Annotated in this window: 22 protein-coding genes; 14 read left to right on the top strand and 8 right to left on the bottom strand. The window is 76.0% G+C overall.

Annotated elements, in window-relative coordinates; translation table 11 throughout:
* The first annotated feature begins 4 nt into the window (after window positions 1-4).
* Together C8D89_RS16495 and C8D89_RS16490 are read left to right on the top strand one after the other, a co-directional pair.
* Entirely contained in the window at window positions 5-991 is a 987-nt protein-coding gene (locus C8D89_RS16495) for a pirin family protein (protein WP_423717085.1), read from the top strand.
* Window positions 992-1,133: 142 nt separating this feature from the next.
* On the top strand, window positions 1,134-2,534 hold the full coding sequence (locus C8D89_RS16490; RefSeq protein WP_116709215.1) for an FAD-binding oxidoreductase: 1,401 nt from the start codon (window positions 1,134-1,136) through the stop codon (window positions 2,532-2,534).
* A gap of 50 nt (window positions 2,535-2,584) precedes the next feature.
* Here C8D89_RS16490 and C8D89_RS16485 read toward each other — a convergent pair whose 3' ends face one another.
* A complete protein-coding gene (locus tag C8D89_RS16485) occupies window positions 2,585-2,911 on the bottom strand; it encodes a DoxX family protein (protein WP_116709340.1) in 327 nt (108 codons plus the stop codon).
* A 196-nt stretch (window positions 2,912-3,107) separates the two neighbouring features.
* On the opposite strand from C8D89_RS16485, the gene C8D89_RS16480 reads away from it, so the two are divergent.
* From C8D89_RS16480 to nudC, 6 genes are all read left to right on the top strand, one after another.
* Window positions 3,108-3,524 carry a DoxX family protein gene (locus tag C8D89_RS16480; protein WP_116709214.1) on the top strand — a complete coding sequence of 139 codons (417 nt, stop codon included), beginning with the start codon at window positions 3,108-3,110 and terminating at the stop codon, window positions 3,522-3,524.
* Between the two features lie 59 nt (window positions 3,525-3,583).
* Window positions 3,584-4,555: an SDR family NAD(P)-dependent oxidoreductase gene (locus tag C8D89_RS16475; protein WP_116709213.1), complete on the top strand. Its 972-nt coding sequence runs from the start codon at window positions 3,584-3,586 to the stop codon at window positions 4,553-4,555.
* 326 nt (window positions 4,556-4,881) lie between these two features.
* The gene (locus C8D89_RS16470; protein WP_116709212.1) at window positions 4,882-5,676 is read left to right on the top strand and encodes a hypothetical protein; all 795 of its coding nucleotides are present in this window, start codon (window positions 4,882-4,884) and stop codon (window positions 5,674-5,676) included.
* An 11-nt stretch (window positions 5,677-5,687) separates the two neighbouring features.
* Complete coding sequence (locus C8D89_RS16465; protein WP_423717083.1) at window positions 5,688-6,998, top strand: M16 family metallopeptidase; 1,311 nt, start codon at window positions 5,688-5,690, stop codon at window positions 6,996-6,998.
* On the top strand, window positions 6,995-8,377 hold the full coding sequence (locus C8D89_RS16460) for a M16 family metallopeptidase (RefSeq protein ID WP_116709211.1): 1,383 nt from the start codon (window positions 6,995-6,997) through the stop codon (window positions 8,375-8,377). Before C8D89_RS16465 ends, C8D89_RS16460 begins: the two co-directional genes overlap by 4 nt.
* Window positions 8,374-9,462, top strand: a complete 1,089-nt coding sequence (gene nudC / locus C8D89_RS16455) for an NAD(+) diphosphatase (RefSeq protein ID WP_243418162.1) — start codon at window positions 8,374-8,376, stop codon at window positions 9,460-9,462. The genes C8D89_RS16460 and nudC overlap by 4 nt, the downstream gene beginning before the upstream one ends.
* 105 nt (window positions 9,463-9,567) lie before the next feature.
* On the opposite strand, the gene C8D89_RS16450 is transcribed toward nudC, so the two are convergent.
* Together C8D89_RS16450 and C8D89_RS16445 are read right to left on the bottom strand one after the other, a co-directional pair.
* A complete protein-coding gene (locus C8D89_RS16450) occupies window positions 9,568-9,813 on the bottom strand; it encodes a mycoredoxin (RefSeq protein ID WP_279323388.1) in 246 nt (81 codons plus the stop codon).
* A 37-nt stretch (window positions 9,814-9,850) separates the two neighbouring features.
* Window positions 9,851-13,192: a proline dehydrogenase family protein gene (locus tag C8D89_RS16445; RefSeq protein WP_116709209.1), complete on the bottom strand. Its 3,342-nt coding sequence runs from the start codon at window positions 13,190-13,192 to the stop codon at window positions 9,851-9,853.
* 116 nt (window positions 13,193-13,308) lie between these two features.
* On the opposite strand from C8D89_RS16445, the gene C8D89_RS16440 reads away from it, so the two are divergent.
* Complete coding sequence (locus tag C8D89_RS16440; RefSeq protein ID WP_243418161.1) at window positions 13,309-14,061, top strand: AraC family transcriptional regulator; 753 nt, start codon at window positions 13,309-13,311, stop codon at window positions 14,059-14,061.
* A 4-nt stretch (window positions 14,062-14,065) separates the two neighbouring features.
* Here the strand turns inward: C8D89_RS16440 and C8D89_RS16435 are convergent, their stop codons facing one another.
* Complete coding sequence (locus C8D89_RS16435; protein WP_207787262.1) at window positions 14,066-14,899, bottom strand: ABC transporter permease; 834 nt, start codon at window positions 14,897-14,899, stop codon at window positions 14,066-14,068.
* A complete protein-coding gene (locus C8D89_RS16430) occupies window positions 14,896-15,855 on the bottom strand; it encodes an ATP-binding cassette domain-containing protein (protein ID WP_116709208.1) in 960 nt (319 codons plus the stop codon). Before C8D89_RS16430 ends, C8D89_RS16435 begins: the two co-directional genes overlap by 4 nt.
* Before the next feature lie 99 nt (window positions 15,856-15,954).
* Here C8D89_RS16430 and C8D89_RS16425 point away from each other — a divergent pair, with 99 nt between their 5' ends.
* The 3 genes from C8D89_RS16425 (at window position 15,955) to C8D89_RS16415 (ending at window position 18,942) form a co-directional block, all read left to right on the top strand.
* Window positions 15,955-18,084, top strand: coding sequence for an ATP-dependent helicase (locus C8D89_RS16425; RefSeq protein WP_243418160.1), 2,130 nt, complete (start codon window positions 15,955-15,957; stop codon window positions 18,082-18,084).
* Window positions 18,085-18,249: 165 nt separating this feature from the next.
* Window positions 18,250-18,444 carry a hypothetical protein gene (locus C8D89_RS16420; protein WP_116709206.1) on the top strand — a complete coding sequence of 65 codons (195 nt, stop codon included), beginning with the start codon at window positions 18,250-18,252 and terminating at the stop codon, window positions 18,442-18,444.
* Between the two features lie 129 nt (window positions 18,445-18,573).
* Complete coding sequence (locus C8D89_RS16415; RefSeq protein WP_423717082.1) at window positions 18,574-18,942, top strand: WhiB family transcriptional regulator; 369 nt, start codon at window positions 18,574-18,576, stop codon at window positions 18,940-18,942.
* 91 nt (window positions 18,943-19,033) lie between these two features.
* Here the strand turns inward: C8D89_RS16415 and C8D89_RS16410 are convergent, their stop codons facing one another.
* Together C8D89_RS16410 and C8D89_RS16405 are read right to left on the bottom strand one after the other, a co-directional pair.
* Window positions 19,034-20,356, bottom strand: a complete 1,323-nt coding sequence (locus C8D89_RS16410) for an ABC1 kinase family protein (RefSeq protein WP_116709205.1) — start codon at window positions 20,354-20,356, stop codon at window positions 19,034-19,036.
* Window positions 20,337-21,452 carry a ThiF family adenylyltransferase gene (locus C8D89_RS16405; RefSeq protein ID WP_116709204.1) on the bottom strand — a complete coding sequence of 372 codons (1,116 nt, stop codon included), beginning with the start codon at window positions 21,450-21,452 and terminating at the stop codon, window positions 20,337-20,339. The genes C8D89_RS16410 and C8D89_RS16405 overlap by 20 nt, the downstream gene beginning before the upstream one ends.
* Window positions 21,453-21,520: 68 nt before the next feature.
* On the opposite strand from C8D89_RS16405, the gene C8D89_RS16400 reads away from it, so the two are divergent.
* Window positions 21,521-22,102, top strand: coding sequence for a M48 metallopeptidase family protein (locus C8D89_RS16400; protein WP_116709203.1), 582 nt, complete (start codon window positions 21,521-21,523; stop codon window positions 22,100-22,102).
* Window position 22,103: 1 nt separating this feature from the next.
* On the opposite strand, the gene C8D89_RS16395 is transcribed toward C8D89_RS16400, so the two are convergent.
* Window positions 22,104-23,633 carry a zinc-dependent metalloprotease gene (locus tag C8D89_RS16395; protein WP_116709202.1) on the bottom strand — a complete coding sequence of 510 codons (1,530 nt, stop codon included), beginning with the start codon at window positions 23,631-23,633 and terminating at the stop codon, window positions 22,104-22,106.
* 139 nt (window positions 23,634-23,772) lie between these two features.
* Here C8D89_RS16395 and C8D89_RS16390 point away from each other — a divergent pair, with 139 nt between their 5' ends.
* Window positions 23,773-24,816, top strand: coding sequence for a YlbL family protein (locus C8D89_RS16390; RefSeq protein ID WP_243418158.1), 1,044 nt, complete (start codon window positions 23,773-23,775; stop codon window positions 24,814-24,816).
* The last annotated feature ends 193 nt before the right edge of the window (window positions 24,817-25,009 follow it).

Raw genomic sequence — 25,009 nt, 5'->3', positions numbered from 1 at the left:
GGGCGTGAGCAACACCGAGATCGCGCCGCCCGAGGTCCACTGCGCGCCCGGGGGTGCGGCGCCGCAGGTCGAGGTCCTCACCCCGCGCGCGGTGCCGCTCGGCGGCCCGCGGGCGATGTCCGTGCGGCGCACGCTGCCCCAGCGGCAGCGCTCGCTGGTCGGCGCGTGGTGCTTCGTCGACCACTACGGCCCCGACGACACCTCGGCCTCCGGCGGCATGGACGTCCCGCCCCACCCGCACACGGGTCTGGCCACGGTGAGCTGGCTGTTCACCGGCGAGGTCGAGCACCGCGACAGCCTGGGCGTGCACGCGATCGTGCGCCCGGGCGAGCTCAACCTCATGACCGCCGGGCACGGCATCGCCCACTCCGAGGTCAGCACGCCCGGCACCACCGTGCTCCACGGGGTGCAGCTGTGGGTCGCGCTGCCCGAGCACGCCCGCGACGCCCCGCGCGACTTCGCCCACCACGTGCCGGCGCCGGTGACGCTGGAAGGGGCGACGGTGCGGGTGTTCCTCGGCGACCTCGCCGGCGCCTCCTCGCCCGTCGTCACCACGACCCCGCTGCTCGGGGCGGAGCTGCTCGTCGACGCCGGCGCCCGCCTCGCGCTGGACGTCGATCCGGCCTTCGAGCACGGCCTGCTCGTCGACGGCGGTCGCGTGGCACTGCAGGGGCAGCCGCTCGGGCCCGGCGAGCTGGGCGTCGTCGACCCCGGTCCCCGCAGGCTGGAGATCACGGCGGCGGACGGCCGCGCGCGTCTCGTCCTGCTCGGCGGCCCACCGTTCGGGGAGCAGATCGTCATGTTCTGGAACTTCGTCGGCCGCAGCCACGAGGAGATCGTCGCGTTCCGGGAGGCGTGGGAGGCCGGCAGCGAGCGCTTCGGCGAGGTCGAGGGCTACGTCGCGCGCGACGGGCGGCGCGGCGCCGCGGCGCGCCTGCCGGCGCCCGCCCTGCCGAACGCCACGATCCGTCCGCGCGGCAACCCGCGGTGACCAGGCTGCGCCTCCTGATCTCACTCTCCGTACCGAACGGACCACGGGACTCGGGCTTGTTGCACGTACAGTGACTCCCTACCGTGGGTCGCCACTGTTGTCCCCACTTCTGGGCGATGACGTCGAGGACACGGAGCGTGCGATGACCGAGCTGGGCGAGAGCGCCGCCACGACGACCGGCCGGGTGGAGGTGAGCGTCCTGGCGGAGCTGCGCCGGGCGGTCGCCGGGCCGGTGCTCGGAGCCGGCGACGTCGAGCTGGTCGCCGAGCTGGCGGGCTACAACCTCGCGCTCGAGCACGCCCCCGTCGCCGTCGTCGGGGCGACGTCGGCCGACGACGTGGCCGCCGCGGTGCGGTGGGCGGCCGCGCACGACATCCCGGTCGGCGTGCTGGCCACGGGACACGGCGACCTCTCCCAGCGGGGCACCCTCGCGATCACGACGCGTCGGCTGGACCGGCTGGAGATCGACCCCGTGTCCCGGAGCGCCACCGTCGGCGCGGGCGTGAAGTGGGCCCGGCTCGTCGAGGCGGCCGCGCCGCTCGGGCTCGCCGGGCTCAACGGCTCCTCGTCCGACGTCGGCATCGCCGGCTACACCGTTGGCGGCGGTGTCGGACCGTTCGTCCGGCGCTACGGCTTCGCGAGCGACCGCGTGCGGCGCCTCACCGTCGTCACCGGGGACGGCGCGGTCCGCGACGTCTCCCGCGAGGCGGACCCCGAGCTGTTCGACGTGGTGCTGGGCAGCAAGGACGCGGTCGGCATCGTCACCGAGCTCGAGTTCGAGCTCATCGAGGGGCCGCGCATGTACGGCGGCAGCGCCTTCTGGGAGGCGCCCGACATCCCCGCGGTGCTGCGCGCGTGGCGCGAGTGGGCGCCGACGCTGCCGGAGGAAATGACCACCTCGGTCGCGATCCTGCGCGCACCCGACATCGAGGCCGTCCCGCCGCCCCTGCGCGGCCGGACGCTGGCGCACCTGAGGGTGGCGTACCTCGGGTCGGCCGAGGAGGGCTGCGAGCTGCTCGCCCCGATGCGCGCGGTGGGGCCGCCGATGATGGACATGATCGACGAGATGTCCTACGCCGCGATCGACACCGTGCACCTCGACCCGCCGGACCCGATGCCGTTCTGGGCCGACGGCTGCTTCCTCGCCGAGGTCGACGAGGCCTGCCTCGAGGCCGTGCTCACCGCTGCCGGCCCGGACCGCGACATCCCGCTCTTCCTCGTCGAGGTGCGCCACCTGGCGGGTGCCCTCGAGCGCGAGACCCAGGGCCTCGCGCCCCGGGACGTGCGCTTCCTGATCGGCGTCGTCGGACCGATGATGCCCGGGCTGGAGGAGGTCGTCCCGGCCCTGGGTCGCGGGCTCATCGACTCCCTGGCGCCGTGGGCCGCGTCGCGCACCGGTCTGAACTGGGTGAACCCGTACGCCGTCGCCGCACGACCGGAGCTCGCGTGGGGCCCGGCGGAGATCGAGCGCATCGGGGCCGTGCGCCGCCGTGTCGACCCCGGCGGCGTGCTCGCGGCGGCACGCATGGGCGTGGCCGGCTGACGCCGACCAGGGGCGGGGGGACGGTTGGGGGGCGGGCCGCGGGGCCGGCGTCAGCGGGCCTCGCGGCTCACCCGCAGCGCGTGGACGATCATCGGCCACTGCAGTGGCAGGCGCCCGTAGGCGATCGCCCGGTAGGGCCACGGCCGGTGGCGCCAGTCCCACGCCATCTGCACGTTCGCCGGGAACACCGCGACGAAAAGCGCCGCGGCGACCAGCGCGCCCGCCCGCCGGGTGCGCGGCGCGGCGACGGCGGCGCCGACGGCGAGCTCGGCGACGCCGCTCGCGTACGTCCAGAACCGCGCCGAGCCCGGCAGCCACGGCGGGACGATCGTGTCGAACGGCCGCGGGGCCACACCGTGCAGGACGCCCGTCGTCATCAGCGCCCCGGCGAGCGCGGCCGGGGGCGCGGTGGACGAGGGGCGGCGGAGGCGGATCACGTCGGCACCCTGGCAGAGGCCTCCACCGGAGCGCAGCACGCCGGATTCTGCTCCTGTTTCAATACTAGAAAGTATTGACGCAGCACCATGGGTGCGCCAGGCTCTCCCCACCGCACCCCGGTCCCGAGGAGACACGATGACCACGACGTCCGCGCCCGTCCGCACCACGCGCTCACGACCCGCGACGATCGCGCTCTGGACGCTGCAGGTGCTCCTGGCGCTGATGTTCGTCGTCGCGTCCGGGGCGCCGAAGCTGATCGGCGAGGCCTACGCCGTCCAGATCTTCGAGGACCTGGGCACCGGCCAGTGGCTGCGGATCGTCGTCGGCCTGCTCGAGATCGCCGGAGGCATCGGCCTGCTGGTGCCGCGCCTGGCGGGCCTCGCTGCGGCGTGCCTCGTCGCGCTCATGGTGGGGGCCACCGGGGCGCAGCTGTTCTTCCTGTCCGAGGGCTACTGGTACACGCCGGCGATCCTCGGCCTCCTGCTCGCTGTCGTGGCCTGGCTGCGCCGGGCGGAGATCCGCGAGGTGCCCACCCTGCTCGCACGCCGCTGACCCGTCGGCGCCCCGGCGGGTTTGCGTTCGAGCGCGCTCGAAGACCTAGCGTCGACACCGTGATCGAACAGCAGCGCCCCCTCGGTTCCGGCTTCGGCAAGGACACCACCACCGCCGCCGAGGTCCTCGACGGCCTCGACCTCGCCGGCCGGCTCGCCGTCGTCACGGGCGGCTACTCGGGCCTCGGGCTGGAGGCGACGCGCGCCCTGACCTCGGCCGGCGCGCACGTCGTCGTCCCCGCCCGACGCCCGGACCAGGCGAAGGACGCCCTCGACGGCCTCGAGCGCACGGAGGTCGACGCCCTCGACCTCGGCGACCTGGACAGCGTGGCCGCCTTCGCCGACCGTTTCCTCGCCTCCGACCGCGCGATCGACATGATGATCGACAACGCCGGCATCATGGCCACGCCGGAGACGCGCGTGGGCCCGGGCTGGGAGGCGCAGTTCGCCACCAACCACCTCGGGCACTTCGCGCTGGTCAACCGGCTGTGGCCGGCGATCGCCCGGGGACGCGACGCCCGCGTCGTCTCGGTGTCCTCGCGCGGCCACCACCGCTCTCCGGTGCGTTTCGACGACCTCGACTGGCGCGCGGAGCCCTACGACAAGTGGGCGGCCTACGGGCAGTCGAAGACCGCGAACATCCTCTTCGCCCTGCACCTGGACACGCTCGCCGCGCCGCACGGCGTCCGCGCGTTCTCCCTGCACCCCGGCGGGATCCTGACGCCGCTGCAGCGCCACCTGCCGCGCGAGGAGATGGTCGCCCTCGGCTGGATCGACGACGAGGGCAACCCGACACCGGAGGCCGCTGCGGGCTTCAAGACACCGGGAGCCGGCGCCGCGACCGAGGTGTGGGCCGCGACGTCGCCGCAGCTCGCGGGCCGCGGCGGGCTCTACCTCGAGGACTGCGAGGTCGCGGGGCCCGCCGAGGAGGCCGGCGCCCAGGGCGTGCGGCCCTACGCCGTCGATCCCGACGCCGCCGCCCGCCTCTGGGCGGTCTCGGCGGAGCGGACCGGGGTGGACGCATTTGCCTGACGGCGTGTGCGTGGTTGTCCGTGCCCCAGCACAGGCAAGCACGCACGAGGCGTCAGCCAAAGGTGTGACGCCCCGGCCGGCGTGTCGGGTGGTGGCCGGCCGGTCACCCGCCCGTCGCAACGACCGCCGAGGGGGTGACCGACCGGCACCGCCGAGCGGGGTGCCCGCGGGGCGCGGAGCGTCGCGACGTCCCCGGATCGCCCTAGCAGACGCCGGATCGTGAGCAGTGCGGATACCTCGATCGTGGGGGCGTCGCGGGTGTTTGAATCCTGCCCGTGTCATCCACGAGGGCAGCGGCGGGGTCGGCTCTGGATCGTTCCCACCTGGTGCGCGGCGGGCGTCGCGCCCCGGTGCCCGTCGCGCGGACAGGGCGCGGGCGGCCGGTGCTCGCGCTGCTGCTCGCGCTGGCCCTCGGCGCCGCCGTGGCGCTCTGGCTGATCCTCGCAGGTTCCCTCGGGGCGCACGCCGAGGGCGGCCGCGAGACCGGCGCGGGGGCGGCGGCCGCGCCGCCGGCACCCGTCGAGCTCGTCGGTCCCGCCACGGTCGTGGCCACCAGCTCGTGCGTCGGCGCGGACCCCCGCGACACCGTCGCCGTCGACGGCCCGGCCGGACGCCGGCTCATGCCCCTTGACGGTTGCGGGAGCCCGCTGGGCGCGCGCATGACCGTGCGGATGGCGTTCGTGGGCGGCGAGCCCGCCGACGCCCCGGCGCGGGTGCTCGGCACGGGCTCGTCGGCGGCCCTCGTCACCGAGGGGGCGGGGACCTCCCCGCTGACCGGCCGGCTGGCGATCCTGCTCACCGGCGTCGCGGGCCTCGGGATGGCCGGCCTGCTCGTCGCCGTGGTGCACGAGCGCCGGCGACGCGCGGCCCGCGCGGCGGCCCCGGCCCGCCCGACGCGCCCGACGACCACGACCCGGCGCACGCGCGACGACGGCCCCCGACGCACCGCCCACCGTCCGGCGGCGCGCCCCGCACGCTCCACCCGCGCCGGCCGACCGGCCGGACTCGACGCCGGACGCCGCGTCCCGGCCCAGCGCACCGGCTCCTCGCGCAGCACCCGCGCGCGGGGCGCCGGCGGGGGCGGCACGCGCCGTCCGGCCGCCGGACCGCACCGCGGATAGGGTCTCGCCGTGTGACCTCCAGCGTGACCGCCCCCCACGGCACTGAGAAGGGGCTGCACCGCCGCGAGCTCGACAACGGGCTGCGCGTGCTCCTGGTGCCCGACCCGGCCGCCCCGGTGGTGGGTGTCGCCGTCCACGTCGACGTCGGCTTCCGCTCCGAGCCCGAGGGGAGGACCGGCTTCGCCCACCTCTTCGAGCACCTCATGTTCCAGGGCTCGGAGAGCCTGGAGAAACTCGCGCACTTCCGCCACGTGCAGTCCTCGGGCGGCGTGTTCAACGGCTCGACGCATCAGGACTACACGAACTACTTCGAGGTCCTGCCGTCCGCGGCGCTGGAGCGCGCGCTGTTCCTCGAGGCCGACCGTCTGCGCGCGCCGAAACTGACCGCGGAGAACCTGCGCAACCAGGTGGACGTGGTCAAGGAGGAGATCCGGCTCAACGTCCTCAACCGCCCCTACGGCGGCTTCCCCTGGATCCTGCTGCCTCCGGTGCTCTACGACACCTACCCGAACGCCCACAACGGCTACGGCGACTTCACCGACCTCGAGCAGGCCGACCTCGACGACGCCGCCGCCTTCTTCGACGCCTACTACGCGCCGGGCAACGCGGTGCTGACCGTCGTCGGCGACCTCGACCCCGACGAGACCGCGGCGCTGGTGGAGAAGCACTTCGGCGACATCCCCGCGCGCCCGGTGCCGTCGCGCCCGAGCTTCGCCGAGCCCGCACCCGACGGGGAGCGTCGTGACGCCGTCACCGACGCGCACGCCCCGCTGCCCGCGCTCGCCCTCGGCTACCGCCTGCCCGACCCCGGTGCCGACCTGCACGGCTACCTCGCCCACGCGGTGCTCGCGAGCCTGCTCACCGACGGCGAGGCCGCGCGGCTGACCCAGCGCCTGGTCTACGGCGACGAGCTGGTCACCGACGTCTCGGCCTCCTGCGGGCTGATGGGCGCGCCGCTGGACGCCCGCGACCCGGACACGTTCACGATCACGGCGGTGCACCCCGGGGACGTCGACCCGCAGCGGATCACCGCGGCCGTCGACGACGAGCTCACGCGCCTGGCCACCGACGGCCCCGACGCCGAGGAGCTGCGCCGGGTCACCGCGCGCTGGGCGTCCTCGCTGCACCGGGAGCACGACCGGCTGATGAGCCGCATGCTCGCCCTCGGCGCCGCCGAGCTCGTCCAGGGCCGCGCGGAGCTCGCCGACGAGCTGCCCGGCCTGCTCGCCGCGGTCGAGCCGGCCGCCGTCGCGGACGCCGCCGGACGGCTGCGTCCCGACGCCCGCGCCGTCCTCACCGTGACGCCCGGGGGTGCCGCGTGACGAGCACCTCGACACGACGCGGCGCCGACGAGATCGGCAGCACCCCCGCCGGCCCGCGCCCGCTGCCCCCGCTCGGTCCGCAGCGCTCGGTGCCCGCGCCCGAGGAGGTCGACACCGTCCTCGACTCCGGCCTGCGCGTGATCGCGGTGCGTCGGGCCGAGGTGCCGATGGTCGAGCTACGCCTGCGCGTCCCGTTCGCCGACACCAGCGGGCGCGAGGAGTCCGACCACGCCGCGGTGGCCGAGGTCCTCGCGACGACGATCCTCTCGGGCACCGCGAGCCGCGGCCGGGTCGCCGTGGACGACGAGCTCGCGGGCGTGGGCGGGGAGCTCGGGTTCTCGGTCGACCCCGAGCGCCTCACCGTCTCCGGCCACGCGCTGGCCGACGGGACGGACACGCTGCTCGCCGTCCTCGCCGACCTGCTGCTCTCGGCCACGCACCCGGACGACGAGCTGGCCCGCGAGCGCGCGCGGCTCGTCGAGCGGATCGAGCTGGCCTTTGCGCAGCCGTCGGTGATCGCCCGTCGAGCGCTGCAGGAGCGCCGCTACGGCGCCCATCCCGTCACGCGGGAGATGCCGCGGCCCGAGGAGGTCACGCGCGTCACCGCCGACGCGGTCCGCGCCCTGCAGGCGTCGGCGTTGCAGCCGGGTGGCTCGGTGCTCGTGCTCGTCGGCGACCTCGACCCGGCCGACGCGGTGTCGCGGGTCGAGCGGGCCCTCGCCGGGTGGACCGGTGGGCGGGCCGCGGAGCTGCCGGCCCTGCCCGCACTCACGGCCCGCGACCTGCTGCTCGTCGACCGGCCGGGCGCGGTCCAGTCGCAACTGCGGCTGTCGGCCCCGGCCGTCGGGCGCACCGACCCGCGGTACGCCGCGCTGCAGCTGGCGAACCTGGCGCTGGGTGGCTACTTCTCGTCCCGGCTGGTGGAGAACCTGCGCGAGGACAAGGGCTACACCTACCACGCGTCGTCGAGCCTGGAGCTGGACCCGCACGGCGCGGTGCTGGTGGTCGAGACCGACGTGGCCTCGGAGGTGACCGCGCCGGCGCTGCTCGAGACGCGCTACGAGCTGGGCCGGCTCGCGGTGGTGCCGCCGACCGCGGACGAGGTCGAGTCGGCGCGGCGCTACCTCGTCGGCTCGCTGCTGATCTCGATGACCACCCAGGCCGGCTACGCCTCGACCGTCGCCGCGCTGGCCGCGCACGGGCTCTCGTCGTCGTGGGTGCGCGAGCACCCGGCGCGGATCGAGGCGGTCACCGCCGACGAGGTCGCCGCGGCCGCTGCCGAGTTCTTCGCCCCCACCGCGTTCACCGGCGTGGTCGTCGCCGACGCCGCCCGGGCCGGGTACGGGTTGCGGGCGCTCGGCGGGGTGGAGACCCCGTGACCGGGACGGCCGGCCCCGACCTGCGCGCCGCGTTCCACCTCGACGCGGACCCGGCGCTCTCCCGCTCGACGGTCGACCGGCGCGAGCAGCTGCGCGTCGACCCCGACCACGTGCACGCGCTGTGGCCGGACGCTCGGGTGGTGCTGGTCGACCCGCACGGGCGCACGCCCGTCGAGCGGGGCGACGACGGGACGCTCGCGCTGACCCTCGCCGCGACCCCGGCGATCGGCGACGCGGTCCCCGACGGCGCGGTGCTGCTCGGGCAGGAGGACGGCACCGCGTACTGGGCGCTGCGCGTGCCCGACCCGACCGAGGCGGAGAGCAACGACGCCGGTTCGGGGTTCCTCACCGAGGAGCAGTGGGCGCGCAGCGGCGGCGGGCCGGACCACGAGAACTGGACCGACCTGCGCTCGTCGGGCGCCGACCTCGACGCCCGCGGCGCCGGGCTGCTGACCACCGCGGTGGCGCTGCTGAACTGGCACGACCGCAGCCGCTTCTGCGCCCGCGACGGGTCGGCGACCTACGCGGTCAAATCCGGGTGGGCACGGCTGTGCACCGCCAACGCACACGAGGAGTACCCGCGCACCGACCCGTCGATGATCTGCCTGGTGCACGACGGCGCGGTGGGTGACGATGCCCGCGTGCTGCTCGCGCGTCAGCCGATCTGGCCGGCGGGCCGCTACTCGGTGCTGGCCGGCTTCGTCGAGGCGGGGGAGTCGCTCGAGGCGTGCGTGGCGCGCGAGTGCGCCGAGGAGGTCGGTGTCGACGTGCACACGATCTCGTACCTCGGGTCCCAGCCGTGGCCGTTCCCGCGCTCGCTGATGATCGGGTTCGCGGCCGTCGCCGACCCCGACCAGCCGCTGAAGCTGCAGGAGGGCGAGATCGAGAGCGCGCGCTGGGTGACCCGCGCGGAGCTGCAGAAGGCCCTCGCCGCGGGGGAGTGGTCGCACCGCGACGGGCGACGGCAGAGCGCACGGGGCGTCGGCGGGACGGCGTTCGAGGCGGGCTCGGGCCGCGAGCTCATCCTGCCCGGCGGGGTGTCCATCGCCCGCGCGATGCTCGAGGCCTGGGCCGCCGCGGGCTGAACCGCCCGCACCCCGGTCCCGTTCGCGCCCCCCGGACGCAGCGAACGCGCTGTTCGTACGCCTAGAAGCAGCGAACAGCGCGTTCGTCCCGTCACACGGGGTGCGTCAGGAGGCGGCCTCGACGCGGGCCAGGGTCGACTTGACCTCGCCGAAGGTGGGGTTGGTGGCGGCGGTGCCGTCGGGGTAGACGACGGTCGGCACGGTCCGGTTGCCGCCGTTGACCTGCATCACGATCTGCGCGGCGTCGGGAGTGCGCTCGATGTCGACCTCGTCGTACCCGATGCCCTCGCGGTCGAGCTGCATCTTGAGCCGACGGCAGAAACCGCACCAGCTGGTCGTGTACATCGTCATCTGCGCCATGTCCCGTACAACGCGTCGTGCCGACGATCTAGTCCGGGACGGCGCCGCCCGCGTCCTCGACGTGACCGAAGCGATGGCGCGTGCGGCTGACCGCCTGTTCGCGCAGCACCGTGAGCATCTCCCGCCGCCCGTCGGCCACGACCGGCGTGTCGACCAGCGACGCGCCGACCGACGCGGCCGCGCGGCGCAGCGCGTCGGGCGCCGTGCCCACGACCCGCAGCCGTTCCGCCGGGCCCGGGTCGACGTCGGGGCCCACCACGGTCACCGGCACCCCCGCGCACGCCGCCGCCAGCCGCACCCGCAGCACGTCGCGCGGTGCGACGTCGGGCGCCGCGACGACCCGCAGCGACGGCAGCGGCCGGTACCGGAACACGTTGGCCTCCGCCCGCAGGCCGGTCGGGTCGTGCTCGACGGCGAACTCGTCGCGCCACGCCGCGGCGTCCGACCCGGCCGCGGCGCGCAGCCACGTCAGGTCGTCCGGCCCCGACTCCCGGGCCGCCGTCGCCAGCAGGTCCGCGACCGGCGTGGACAGTGGTGCCGACGCCAGCGCCTCGAGCGGACCGTCGTGCCACGTGCCGAACTGGGCGACGTAGTTCGGTCCGCCCGGTTTGGCGCCCGGTCCCACGACCGAGCCCTTCCAGCCCCCGAACGACTGCCGCTGGACGATCGCGCCGGTGATGTGGCGGTTGACGTAGGCGTTGCCGACCTCGACCCGCGCGGTCCAGTGGGCGATCTCGTCGGGGTCGAGTGCGTGCAGCCCGCCGGTGAGCCCGTAGCCGGTGGCGTTCTGGAGCTCGAGCGCCTCGTCGAGCGTCGCCGCGTGCATCAGCCCCAGCACCGGGCCGAAACACTCGGTGCGGTGGAACCAGGAGCCCGCGGCCACGGGCTCCTTCACCCCCGGTGTCCAGAGCGTGTCCTCGAGGCGACGGGGTTCGACGAGCCACCGCTCGCCCGGGTCCAGGCGGGTCAGGGCCCGCTCCAGCTTCTCGTCGGGCGGGCCGATGAGCGGGCCCATCGTCGTCGACGGGTCGGTGCCCCGGCCGACGCGCAGGGTGCGGACGGCGTCGACGAGCTGGCGGTGGAACCGCTGGCCGGCGGGCGTGCGCGTCGAGGCCACCGAGCCGACGAGGATCGCCAGCGACGCGGCCGAACACTTCTGCCCGGCGTGGCCGAAGGCGGAGCGGACGAGGTCGGCGACGGCGAGGTCGGGGTCGGCGCTCGGGGTGATCACCAGCGCGTTCTTGCCGCTGGTCTCGGCGACGAGGCGCAGGTCGGGGCGCCACGACCGGAAGAGCTCCGCGGTCTGCGACGCGCCGGTGAGCACGACGTGGTCCACCGACGGATGCGTGATCAACCGGCGCCCCGCGTCCCCCTCGTCGGTGTGCACGAGCTGCAGGGCGTCGGCCGGGACGCCGCCGCGGTGCAGGGCGGCGACGCCGACCTCGGCGCACGCCCGCACCTGCGGCGCCGGCTTGATGACCACGGACGCCCCGGCGGCCAGCGCGGCCACGCACCCGCCGAGCGGGATGGCGATCGGGAAGTTCCAAGGAGGGGTGACGACCACGACGCGGTCGGGTGTGAAGGGCGCGCCCTCGAGCTCGGCGGCCCGGTCGGCGTAGTAGGCCGCGAAGTCGACGGCCTCGGAGATCTCCGGGTCGGCCTCGGCGATCGTCTTGCCCGCCTCGCCGACCATGACCGAGAGCAGCTCACCGCGAGCCGCGACGAGGGCCCGGGCGGCGTCGCGGAGCACGGCCGCCCGCTCGCCGGGCGAGCGCTCGCTCCAGGGGGACGCGGCGGCCCGGTCGACGACGTGGTCCACGGCGTCGGGGTCGGTGAGCTCCGGCTCGCGGACCCGCGGCACCGGCGCGCCGATCGCCCGCCGGGCCCAGTCGCGGTTGGCGGCGAGCGAGGGGTCGGTGTCGGGCTCGTTGCGGAAGGTCCCCGGGATCGTCGGCGTCTCCGTCGCGCGGTCCTGCGTCCGACGAGGCGTGGCCGGCACCGCGTCGCGGTCGCGTACCGACGCGCGGAACCGCTCCTCGTACGACGCCGGGCCGGCGTCCGAGAACAGCGCGTAGAGGTAGTTCTCCGGCGACGCGTTCTCCTCGAGGCGGCGCACGAGGTAGGAGACGGCGGCGTCGAAGTCGCCGGCGTGCACCACCGGGGTGTAGAGCACGAGCTGCTCCCGGACGTCGCGCGCCACCACCCGGGCCTGCGCCGGCGCCATGCCCTGCAGCATCTCGACGTCGAGCTGACGCTCGGCCCCGCGGTCGGCGGCGAGCTCGACGGCCAGGGCGACGTGGTGCAGGTGGTGGCTCGCGACCCCGAGGCGCAGGGCGTCGGTGAGGTCACCGCCGATCGCGCGGTCGAGCAGCCGCACGTAGTTCGCGTCGACCTCGGCCTTGGTGGGGTACGGGGCCTGCGGCCAGTCGTGCAGCTCGGCGTCGACCTGCTCCATCGACAGGTTGGCACCCTTCACCAGCCGCACCTTGATCGGCGCCCCGCCCGCGGCGACCCGCTCGCGGGCGAACGCCGCGAGCTCCTCCAGCGCTCCCACCGAGTCGGGGAGGTAGGCCTGCAGCACGATCCCCGCCGGGAGGTCGTGGAACTCCGGCCGCGCCAGCAGCGTGGTGAACAGGGCGACCGTGAGGTCGAGGTCCTTGTACTCCTCCATGTCGAGGTTCACGAACGACCCCGTCTCCCGCGCCAGCCGGTACAGCGGGGTGAGGCGCTCGACGAGCCGGTCACGGCTGCCCTCGAGGTCCCACGGCACGAGCTGGCTCGCCACCGACGACGCCTTCACCGACACGTAGTCGACGTCGTCGCGGCGCAGCAGGTCCATCGTGCGCGCGAGCCGCCGATCGGCCTCGTCCTCGCCCAGCACCGCCTCGCCGAGCAGGTTGAGGTTGAGCCGGAAGCCCTCGTCGCGGGCCTCCTGCAGCCGCCGCGTGAGCCCGCGGCCGCCTGCGTCCACGATGAGGTGCCCGACCAGCTGCCGCAGCCGACGCCGTGCGAGCGGCACCACCACGTGCGGTGCCCGGGGCGCGAGCACCGCGCCGGCCCGCAGCAGCGCCCGGTCCGCCCCGCCGACGAACGACGGCAGGGGCGCGCCGGGGCCGGTGAGACGAGCGAGCTCGCGAGCGGCGACGCCGTGGTCCTCGGGACGGGCGACACGGTCGACGAAGCGCAGGGTGAAGTCGACGCCGTCCGGGTCGTGCATCAGCGCCGCGAGCTGCGCCGACGGCCCCGGGTCGTCGCCCGTCGCGGCGGCCCCGGCGCGCGCCCACTGGTCGGCGCGGGCGACCGCCCGCTCGACGAGGTCGTCGGGGATGCCGCCGGTGCTCCCGGGGACGGGCGCGAGCTGCTCGGTCATGGGTCCATGGTGGCCCCGACCACCCGGCGGGGTCTTGTCCGGATTCGGCGCTCCGGCCGCGGGATCGGCACCACGGCCACCGCTCGGGCCCGGCGCGGCAGGGGCATGCTCGGCGGGTGCCCCCACCGCCCGCCCCACCGCCCGCCCCGCCGCCCGCCCCGCCGTCAGCCCCGCCCTCGACCGAGGCCCTGCTCGAGCTGTTCGGCGAGCTCACCGGGGTGATGTTCTGCGCGAAGGACGCACAGGGCCGCTACACCGACGTCAACGAGGCGTTCGTCCGCCGCACGAACGAGCGGACCCGGGCGGCCGTCGTGGGTCGCCGGGCGAGCGACCTGTTCGCCCCCGCCCTGGCCGAGCGGTACGAGGAGCAGGACGCCGCGGTGCTGGCCACGGGGCGCCCCCTGCGCCACGAGCTCGAGCTGATCCGCCGCGGCCGCGGCACCGCCGGCTGGTACGTCACGACGAAGATCCCGGTGCACGGCCCGGACGCGGTGGTCGGCGTGGTCAGCGTGTCGGAGGATCTCCGCAGCCCGGAGGACTCCGACCCGGGCCTGCCCGCGCTCGCCCGGGCCGTCGAGCTGGCCGCGTCCCGGCCGGACCGGCCGCCGCGGGTGGAGGAGATGGCGGCTGCGGCCGGCTGCTCCACCTCCACCCTCGAGCGGCGCATGCGCCGGGTGTTCGGGCTCGCGCCGACACAGTTCGTGCTGCGCACCCGGATCGACCACGCGCGGGCCCTGCTCACGGGCACGAGCGTGCCGCTGGCCGAGATCGCGGCGGCGTGCGGCTTCCACGACCAGCCGGCCTTCACCCGGCAGTTCGCCCGCCTGGCGGGGGAGACGCCCGGCCAGTACCGGCGCCGGACCCGGTAGGGGCTCACACCCGCGTGCGCAACGCCCACACCGCGAGCGGGCCGAACACCGCCGCGAAGGCGACGCCCCACAGCAGCGTCGCGACCGCGTTGGCCGCGACCGGCCCGCCGACGAGCAGCCCGCGCAGCGCGTCGGCCATCCGCGACACGGGGTTGATCGACACCCACGCCTGCAGCCACCCCGGCATCGTCCGGGTCGGGGCGAACGCGTTGCTGGCGAAGGTCAGCGGGAAGAGCACGGTGAACCCGTAGATCTGAACCTTCTCGGGGTCGCGCGCGAGCACGCCGAGCAGCACCGACGTCCAGGAGAACGCCACGCTGAACGCGACGAGCAGGCCGAAGGCGGCGACCACGGCCAGCGGGCTCGTGGTGATGCGGAACCCGAGGACCACCCCGATCGCGAGCAGCACGACCAGCGACCAGAGCTGGCGCAGCACGTCACCGAGGATGCGCCCCGTCAGCGGCGCGGACCGGGCGATCGGCAGGCTCCGGAACCGGTCGAAGGTGCCCTTCTGCAGGTCGGTGGCCAGGCCGGTGGCCGTGTAGATGGTGAGGAACAGCGCGTTCTGCGCGATGAGCCCGCCCAGCGCGAACTGCAGGTAGTCGTCCGCGGAGCCGCTGATCGCCCCGCCGAACACGAACGTGAACAGCAGCACGAACATGATCGGCTGGATCGACAGGTCGAGCAGCTCGGAGGGGTTGTGCTTGATCTGGACGATGCTGCGCCAGGCCATCGTGACGGACTGGCCGGCCCACTGCGCGGGCGTGACGCGCCGCGGCGGGTCGCCCGCGCGCACCGTCGGCGCCGCCGTGTCCGGCAGATCCCGGATGGTGCTCACACCGCCTCCTTGGCGTCGTCCTGGGTGACCGCGCGGTGGCCCGTGAGCGCGAGGAAGACCTCGTCGAGCGTCGCGCGGCGCAGGGTCAGCTCGGCCAGCCGCACCCCGACGTCGTCGAGCCGGCGGACCACGGCCGGCATGAGCGCCTCGTCGCCGGCGGGCACCGACACCGTGCCCTGCTCCACCGTCGGCGCCGCGCCCGCGACCTCGCCGGCCACGCGCGCCACGATCGGCACCTGCTCGGGCGCGGTGGGGCGCATCTGCAGCACCGCGGCGCCGGCGCGCGCCTTGAGGTCGTCCGGCGTGCCCGTGGCCACCACCGCACCGCGGTCGATGACGACGATGTCGTCGGCCAGCTGGTCGGCCTCCTCGAGGTACTGCGTGGTGAGCAGCACCGTGACCCCGTCGTCGGTGAGCGTGCGGACCATGCCCCACAGCTCGTTGCGGCTCGCCGGGTCGAGCCCCGTGGTGGGCTCGTCGAGGAACAGGATGCGCGGGCGGCCGACCAGCGACGCCGCGAGGTCGAGCCGGCGGCGCATCCCGCCCGAGTAGGTGCGTGCCGCGCGACCGCCCGCGTCGGTGAGCCCGAACTGCTCGAGGAGCTCGGCCGCCCGGGCGCGGGCGGCCCCGCGGCGCTGCCCGAGCAGGCGGGCGATGAGCACGAGGTTCTCCGTGCCGGTGAGCGCCTCGTCGACCCCGGCGTACTGGCCCGTCAGGCCGATCAGGCTGCGCACCCGGTGCGGCTCGACCAGGACGTCGTGGCCGCCCACGAGGGCCCGTCCCTCGTCCGGGGTGAGCAGCGTCGCGAGCACCCGCGTGGCGGTGGTCTTGCCGGCCCCGTTGGGACCCAGCACGCCGAGCACGGTGCCCTCGGCGGCGGACAGGCTCGCGCCCGCGAGCGCGGTGGTGGCGCCGAAGCGCTTGACGAGACCCTCGGCCTCGATGGCAGGTGGCACCCCGACACCGTGACAGAGGGGTCCGACAGTGGTCATGGACATTTCGGCGCCGGGCCCGTCCCGGCCCCGGACGTCGGTCCGGATTGAGAGCATGGCGGGGTGGGCAGGGGCGACGGTGCGGGTGGGGGTGCGGGGTCGGACGCGGTGGCGGGGCTGGATCCCGAGCAGCGCGCGGCGGTGCTGGCGCCGCGGGGGCCGGTGTGCGTGCTCGCCGGCGCCGGCACGGGCAAGACGCGCACGATCACCCGCCGCATCGCCCACCTCGTCGGGGCCGGCCACGTCGGCTCCGGCCAGGTACTCGCGGTCACGTTCACCGCGCGGGCCGCGGGGGAGATGCGCACCCGCCTGCGCGCGCTCGGCGTCGACGGGCCCGGGCGCCCGCCGGTGCAGGCCCGCACGTTCCACGCCGCGGCCCTGCGCCAGCTGCGCTACTTCTGGCCGCGCGTGGTCGGCGGGGCGCCCTGGGAGGTCCTCGACGGCAAGCTGCGCCTCGTCGGGCAGGCCGCCCAGCGGGCCGGGGCGCCCACCACGCGCGAGTCGCTGCGCGACCTCGCCTCGGAGATCGAGTGGGCCAAGGCCTCGCTCGTCCCGGCCGACGACTACGCAGGAGCCGCCGGGAGGGCCGGGCGCGACGTCCCCGCGCCCGTCGAGCAGGTGGCGGCGGTGTACGCGACCTACGAGTCGCTGAAGAACCGCGCCGAGGTGCTCGACTTCGACGACCTCCTGCTGCACACCGCCGCAGCCCTCGAGGAGCACCCCGAGGTCGCCCACGAGTTCCACGAGCGCTACCGCTGCTTCGTCGTCGACGAGTTCCAGGACGTCACCCCCGCGCAGCACCGCCTGCTGCGCGCCTGGCTCGGCGGGCGCGACGACCTCACCGTGGTGGGCGACGCCAACCAGACGATCTACTCGTTCGCCGGGGCCAGCCCGTCCTACCTGCTGGACTTCCCCCGCGTGTTCCCCGAGGCCACCGTCGTGCGCCTCGTGCGCGACTACCGCTCGACCCCGCAGGTCGTGGCCGCGGCCAACACGGTGATCGGCGCCGCCCGCGGCTGCGCCGCCGGGTCGCGGCTGCGCCTCGAGGGCCAGCGCCCGCCCGGGCCGGCGCCGGACTTCGCCGAGCACGACGACGAGCCCGCCGAGGCCGCCGCCATGGCGGTCGCGGTCCGCGAGCTGATCGACGACGGCGTGCCGCCCGCCGAGATCGCGGTGCTCTACCGGGTCAACGCGCAGTCCGAGGTCTACGAGCAGGCCCTCGGTGACGCCGGCATCGCCTACCAGGTCCGCGGCGGCGAGCGCTTCTTCGGCCGCACCGAGGTCCGCACGGCCGTCGCCGCCCTGCGCACCGCGGCCGCGCGGGCACCCGAGGACGCCACCGGCGCGGGCATGGTGTCGCTGGTCCGCGCGGTCCTCGGCGAGCAGGGGCTCACCGACGAACCCCCGGCGGGCGCCGCGGGCCAGGGCGCGGCACGGCAGCGCTGGGAGTCGCTGCGCGCGCTCGCCGAGCTGGCCGAGGAGCTCGTCGCGACCGTGCCGGACGCCGACCTGGGCGCCTTCCTCGCGGAGCTCACCACCCGCGCGCAGGCCCAGCACCCGCCGACCGTGCAGGGCGTCACGCTCGCGTCGCTGCACGCGGCCAAGGGCCTCGAGTGGGACGCCGTGTTCCTCGTCGGGCTCACCGACGGCACGCTGCCCATCCAGCACGCCGAGGGCGACGACGCCGCGATCGAGGAGGAGCGGCGGCTGTTCTACGTCGGCGTCACCCGCGCCCGCGTGCACCTGCGGCTGTCGTGGGCGCTGTCGCGCAACGCCGGCGGGCGGCGGTCACGGCGGCGCAGCCGCTTCCTCTACGGCCTCGTGCCCGACGAGCACCCGGCCGCGCGCGTGCCCACGGGCCGCGGGGACGGCGGGTCACGGGGCAAGCCGGTGTGCCGGCTGTGCGGCAAGCCGCTGCCCGACCCGGCGTCGGCGAAGCTCGGGCGCTGCAGCACCCACCCCTCCGACGTCGACGAGGAGCTGCTCGAGGCCCTCAAGGCCTGGCGCTCGGCGGAGGCGAAGGCGCGTTCGGTGCCCGCGTACGTCGTGTTCACCGACGCGACGCTGATGGCGCTGGCCGAGCAGCGGCCCCACGACCCGTCGGGGCTCGTCGCCATCCCGGGCATCGGGTCCTCGAAGCTCGAGCGCTACGGCACCGAGGTGCTCACCCTCCTGCGCGAGCACGCGTCGTAGGCCGACGGCACCCGCCGTCCGCGCTCGGCGAACCGGTCGGGAACTTCTCGGAAAATGCGTTGCCGCGACGCGCGGCCTCCCCCTACGGTCGATCGCACACCGGCGCACGAGGCTGCCGGTCGGGCGGCACACCGCCACGTGGCACCAGGAAGGGGGCCCGTCGAGATGAGCATCGTCACCTTCGCGGGCACCGGGAGCCACGTCGCGGGCTGGCGCTCCCACACCGTCGCGATGCCGCTGCGCGGCGTCGTCGTGTGCGAGCAGCAGGTGTCGGAGCCGTTGAGCTCCCGCCTGCGCCAGCGCGATCTGCTCCCGACCGACCCGCAGCGGACGTCCGCGCCCCGTCGGTGGGGTCCCTGACACCCGGGAACCCACCCGACCCCACGAGGCCGCGGACCCGCTCAGGGACCGCGGCCTTCGTCGCCCGAGGTGACGACGCTCCTGTCGCGGCTCCCGGCCCCCGCCGACCCGCCAACCGGAGGTAGCACCGTGTCCCCCGCCGGACTCGCCGTTCCCCCGTCCGCCCCCGAGACGGGATCCGGGATCCCCGACCTCGACCTCTTCGACGCGCTCACCACCGCCGACCTGCCGTGCCGGCAGGCCGCCGAGGACCTCTGGTTCTCCGACACGCCCGCCGACCTGGAGCGGGCCAAGGTGCTCTGCGGTGACTGCCCCGTCCGGCGCGCCTGCCTCGCGGGCGCGCTGGAACGGCGGGAGTACTGCGGCGTCTGGGGCGGAGAGATCTTCGACCGGGGTGCCGTGATCGCCCGCAAGCGTCCCCGGGGCCGGCCGTCGAAGGCCGACCTGGCCCGCGACGCCGAGCTCGCCGCCGCCCGGGCGGCCGCCGGGGTCGCCTGACCCGACCGTCGAGGTCGGAGCGAGGGAGCCCCTGGCTGCGTGTCACGCAGCCAGGGCGTCCCTCGCTCCACCACGGGAGCCCCGGGTCGGGTCAGGCGCGGAAGCCGGGCTGCCACTGCTCGAAGACCGAGCGCAGCGGGATCTCCGCATCGAGCTGGCAGAGCACCGCCACCGACGCGAGCGTCACGCGGTGCACCAGCAGGTACTGCGGCGGCAGGTTGAGCCCGCGGCCGGTGTTGAACTCGGGGCGTCGCAGGTCGCCCAGGCGCTCGGCCTGCCCGCGGATCCAGGCGCGCGTGAAGTGGAACTTCTCGGTGCGCAGCGGGTCGGTCAGCGGCCCGAGGTAGGTCATCGCCTCGTCCGGGGACATCTCGACCCCGGGCAGCACGAAGTTCAGCTCGCGCAGCAGCTCGAGCAGCTCGTCGGCGCGGTCCTCGACGGCCAGGCGCAACATGTGCCCGAGCTCGTAGGGCAGCCCGTCGGGCAGCCGGGCGACGGCCCCGAAGTCGATCACGCAGAGCCGCCCGTCGGACAGGAGCTGGAAGTTGCCCGGGTGCGGGTCGGCGTGCAGCAGCCCGACCCGGGCCGGCGAGGAGAAGTGGAAGCGCGCCAGCAGCATCCCGACGCGGTCGCGCTCCTCGGGCTCGCCCGCGCGGATGATCGCCGACAGCGGTGTGCCCGTCACCCACTCCGAGACCATGGCCTTGGGCGCCGACGCGACGACCCGCGGGATCGTGATGTGCTCGTCGCCGTCGTACGCCGCGGCGAACGTGCGCTGGGCGTCGGCCTCGTCGCGGTAGTCGAGCTCCTCGGCCATGCGGTCGTGCAGCTCGGCGAGCAGCGGCTTGATCTCCATGCCGGGCACGAGCGGCTGCACCATGCGGCTGAAGCGCTGCAGCTGGCGCAGGTCGGCCATGACGGCCTCCTCCGCGCCCGGGTACTGCACCTTGACGGCCACCTCGCGCCCGTCGTGCCACACCGCGCGGTGCACCTGGCCGATGCTGGCCGAGGCCGCGGGGGTGTCGTCGAACTCGCGGAAGCGCTCGCGCCACCCGCGCCCGAACTGCTCGGCGAGCACCCGGTGGGTGCGCGCGACGGGCATCGGGGGCGCCGCGGTCTGCAGCTTGGTCAGCGCCTCGCGGTAGGGCTCGGCGAGCTCGGGCGGGACGGCGGCCTCGAACACGGACAGGGCCTGGCCGAACTTCATGGCCCCGCCCTTGAGCTCGCCGAGCACCGCGAAGAGCTGCTCGGCACCACGGCGGGCGACGTCGGCGGAGATCTGTCCCTGGTCGCCCCCGGCGAGGCGCCGGCCCCAGCCCGCGGCCGTCCGGGACGCGAAGCCCAGTGGCAGCGAGGCCAGCCGCGCCGATCGCTGGACCGACCGACGGGGGATGTCATCGGGCACGATCTCCATTGTCCCCCGCTCGCGCGCGGACGGCGCGGCCAGGTCGCGCGACCTCCGCCTCTCTCGGGGCCTCCGGAGCCGCCATCGACCGCGGCGCGGGGCCGGGCCGGCGGGCCATCACGTCGCAGCCGCAGGCGGGATGGCGGCGCACCGCCCGGTCGTGGCGCGTGCCGTCCGCGCCGAGCCGGAGCGTCGCGCCCCACGACGCCGGGCCGGCGTCGTCGAGCAGGGCGAGGACCTCGGCGGCGGCGAGGGCGGCGGTCGCCGCGGCCAGCGCCACCGGGGCGGGGTCCCGTCGCCGGCCGAGCTCCGCGGCGACGCGCGGCCATGCCGGATCCTCCTCGGCGCGCACGAGGTCCTCGCAGCGCAGGCACGGCGTGCGACCGGGGACGACGAGGGGACCGACCGTCCCGGCGCCGCCGTCGGCCGCGACCGGCAGGTGGCGGCGCCCGTCGAGGACGAGCCGCTGGGCGGTCACCGGGTCGGGACGCGCGGCGTCGGCGAGGACGACGAGATCGGCGCGCGCCGCGGCGGCGCGCCGGGCGCCCGGGCGGTGGTCGGGCGGGATGCGGCCCGCGGTGCGGGCGACGGCCTCCGCGGCGGCGATCCGGGCGGGCCGTCCGACGTCGTCGGGGAGCAGCCCGGTGCCGGTGTCACCACGCACGACCGTGCCCTCGGCCTCGACGAGCACCCGGCCCACGCCGGCCGCGGCCAGCAGGCACGCGACCGCCACCGCGACCCGTCCGCCGCCGTGCACCACGACCCGCCGCCGGGACGGGGCGCGGCTCCCGTCGGGCGCGTCCGGCGCGGCGAGCAGGCCCGCGGTGTGCAGGCAGTCGAGCAGGCCCCGCGCCGCGGTGGGTGAGGCCCCCGTGGCGACGGCGTCGGCGAGCACCCGGGCCACGGGGCGGGAGCCGTCGAGGGCGTCGATCATCCGCGCCAGCGGCGGGGTCAGGCCGTCGAGGACGAGCGCATCGGGCGGGTCGACGCCGAACTGCAGGACGTCGGGCGCGCGGTGCAGCGCCGGGTGCCGCAGCCGCGGTCGGGCGGGCAGGGGAGGTCGCGCCGCCGGCACGGGAGCCGGCGGCCGGTCGGGGAGGATCACGGGAGCTGGGAGCACACCGTCTTGGACGCAGCGGGAGCCCCTCCGGATCCGCTCTCTACCCTCGCGATGTGAGCGAGCCCCGTCCCGAGGTGGAGGTGCGCCGCAGCGCCCGCCGCACGCGCACGGTGTCGTGGCGGCGGGAGGGCGCGACCGTCGTGGTCAGCATCCCGGCCTCGATGTCGCGCACCGAGGAGCGGCGGTGGGTCGACGAGGCACTGCGCCGCCTCGAGCGCAGCGACGCCCGCCGCCGGCCCGGCCGTCGCGCGGGCGACGCCGACCTCGCCGCGCGGGCCGACGCGCTCGCCCGCGCCCACCTCGACCCGATCGCCCCGGACGGCCCGTGGCCCCGCCCGGCGTCGGTGCGCTGGACGCGGCCGATGCGCACCCGCTGGGCGTCCTGCACGCCGGCCGAGGCCACGATCCGCGTCAGCGAGCGCCTCCGCGACGTGCCGGGCTGGGTGCTCGACCACGTGCTGGTGCACGAGCTGGTGCACCTGCGCGAGCCCGGTCACGGGCCCGCGTTCCGGGCGGCCGAGGCGGCCTACCCGCGCAGCGAGCGCGCCATCGGCTACCTCGAGGGGCTCTCCGCGGGCGCCGGCCCGGAGATCACCGGCACCGACGAGGGCACCGACGACACCGAGGACGCCTGACCTACGACGACGACGGGCCCCTGCCCTCGCCGCCCTGCCCGCCCTCGCCGCTCTCCCCGGAGTCGTCGGAGTCGCCGGAGTCGCCGGAGTCGCCGGAGTCGCCGGAGTCGTCGGCGGACCCCTTCGCCTCCTCCTCGGCCTGCATCTCGGCCTCGAGGCGGGCGAGCGGGTCGTCGAGGTCGGTGAAGCTCTGCGCCTCGCCGGACGTCTCGCCGGCCTCGACGCGACCGCGCCCGCCGACGAAGGAGGTCGGGTCGTCGAGGTCGTCGGCGGTGGGCATGAGGTCCGGGTGGGACCACACGGCGTCGCGCCCGGCGATGCCGCGCTCGTCGGTGAGCCGCCGCCACAGGGCCGCGGCGTCGCGCAGCCGGCGCGGACGCAGCTCCAGCCCGACGAGCGTGGCGAAGGTCTGCTCGGCGGGGCCGCCGGAGGCGCGGCGCCGGCGCAGCGTCTCGCCGAGCGCGCCCGCGCCGGGCAGGCGGTCGCCCACCGCGTCGGCGACCACGACGTCGACCCAGCCCTCGACCAGGGCGAGCAGGGTCTCCAGGCGCCGCAGCGCGGCCTTCTGCGACTCGGTGGTCTGCGGCTCGAACATCCCGGAGCTCATGAGCTCCTGCAGCGACGCGGGGTTGGTGGGGTCGACCTCGCGGGCGAGCTCCTCCATGCGCGAGGTGTCGATGGAGATGCCGTGCGCGAACTCCTCGACGGTGGCGAGCAGGCGCTGGCGCAGCCACGGCACGTGCCCGAACAGCCGCTGGTGTGCGGCCTCGCGGGCGGCGAGGAACACGAGCACCTCGCCGGCGGGGCGGTCGAGGCCCTCGGTGAACGTCGCGATGGCTCCGGGCAGGAGCGCCGCCGTGCCCTCCGGGCCGAGCGGGAGCCCGACGTCGGAGGAGGTGAGCACCTCCTTGGCCAGCTGCGCGAGCCCGGCGCCGAGCTGGGAGCCGAACGCCATGCCGCCGACCTGAGAGATCATGCCCAGCATCGGCCCGGCCATCTGGCGGGCCTCCTCGGGCAGGCCCTCGACCCACGCGCCGGCGACGCGGCGGGCCACCGGGTCGCACAGGCGCTGCCAGGTGGGCATCGTCGTGTCGATCCACTGCGCCGGCGACCACACGGCGACCTGCGAGGTGCCCGACGGCAGCGTCGTCGCGTCCTCGAGCCACAGCTCGGCGAGGCGCACCGACTCCTCGGCCGCGCGCCGCTGCTCCTCGGTCGGGGCCTGCGTGCCCTCCGCGCCGAGCTGTTGGTGCGCCATCTGCGTGGCCAGCTTGTAGTTCACCGGCCCGTCGGAGCCGGGCCCGGACGACTGGCTGAGCATCTGCCCGAGCTGGGTGAGCATCTGCCCGAGCTGGCCCATGTCGAACCCGCCCGCGCCGCCCTGGCCCCCGGGGAGACCACCCATGCCGGGCAGGCCGAAGCCCATGGGCCCGCCGGGACCCCCCGGACCGGAGCCGGATCCGCCGGGACCGGAGCGGCGGGACTCGTCGTCGGGGTCGGACGGCCCGAAACCGAAGGGCAGGTCACTCATGGTGTCGACGGTACGCGGACGCAGGGCTGATCGGGGGCCCGGCGGGCGCCGGGACGCACGCCCACGGCGAACGCACAGGGGCCGCTCAGGAACCGGCCCGCGCTCGCCCACGACCACCGGATCACTACCCTGTCCGGCCGTGACCCGGCTGCGAGCGACCCTGGCGCTCGGACTCGTCCTGGCCGGGGTGCTGGGCCTGCTCGGCGCGACCGTGCGCGTCCCGTTCGTGGGCCTCGGCGACGGGCCGACGTTCGACGTCCTCGGCGCCGGCGCGGACGGCCGCACCGTCGTCGAGGTGACGGGACCGGTGCCCGTCTACCCGCCCGCCGGGCAGCTGCGGATGACGACGGTCGCGGTGACGACACAGGTCACGCTGTTCGGGGCGATGGCGATGTGGGCCTCGGGCCAGGAGCAAGTGCTCCCGCGCGAGGCGGTCTACCCGCCGGGGCGCTCCAGCGAGCAGGTCGACCAGGAGAACACCCGCCAGTTCGTCCAGTCCGAGACCGACGCCGAGGCCGCGGCGCTGCGCTACCTCGGCTACCCGACCGCGGTCCAGGTCGGCTCGGTGCTCGACGGGTCACCGTCGGCCGGCCTGCTCGCGCCCGGCGACCGGATCGTCGCCGTCGACGGGCGCCCGGTCTCGACACCGCAGGAGGTCGTCGACGCGCTGGCCCCGACGCGGCCGGGGCAGACCGTCACCGTGACGATCCAGCGCGGCCCGCTCGGTGCGCCGGGTCCGCGCACCGACGTGCGCGTGGTGGCCGCGGCCCGTCCCGACGGCGACCCGCGCGGCTTCCTCGGCATCACGCCCACCAACGTCGTCGACTCGCCGGTCGACGTGCGGATCAGCCTGGGCGACATCGGCGGGCCGTCCGCCGGGCTGGTCTTCGCCTCGGCGATCGTCGACAAGCTCACCCCCGGCGACCTGACCGGCGGGCGCGTGGTCGCGGGCACCGGGACGATCGACGCCCTCGGGCGCGTCGGCGACATCGGCGGGATCCGCTTCAAGATGGACGCGGCGCGCGAGGACGGCGCGACCGTGTTCCTCGTACCCGCGGGGAACTGCGCGGAGGCCGTGGGCGCGGCGCCCGAGGGCCTGGAGCTCGCCCGCGTGGGGACGCTCTCGGAGGGGATCGCCGCGCTCGAGGCCGTCCGCGAGGGACGCCCGCCGGTTCCCTGCTGAGCGTCCGGCGGGAGCGTCGACGTCGCTGGTGAGCGCGGGGACACCGCCCGGACCCGCGCCGACCGAGCCTCCGAGCAGGGCACGAGCGGATCCGGACATCCGGGCCACGGCGATCCCACACCGTGTTCGTAGAGTGGCGTCCGCACCGCGCGACCGGACGCGCCGGCGCACGACCTCGTTCTCCAGGAGTGTG

Source organism: Actinomycetospora cinnamomea, assembly GCF_003096675.1.
Classification (GTDB): domain Bacteria; phylum Actinomycetota; class Actinomycetes; order Mycobacteriales; family Pseudonocardiaceae; genus Actinomycetospora; species Actinomycetospora cinnamomea.
The sequence above is the reverse complement of the archived record's forward strand: the minus strand, read 5'-3'. Positions and strand labels throughout refer to the sequence as shown.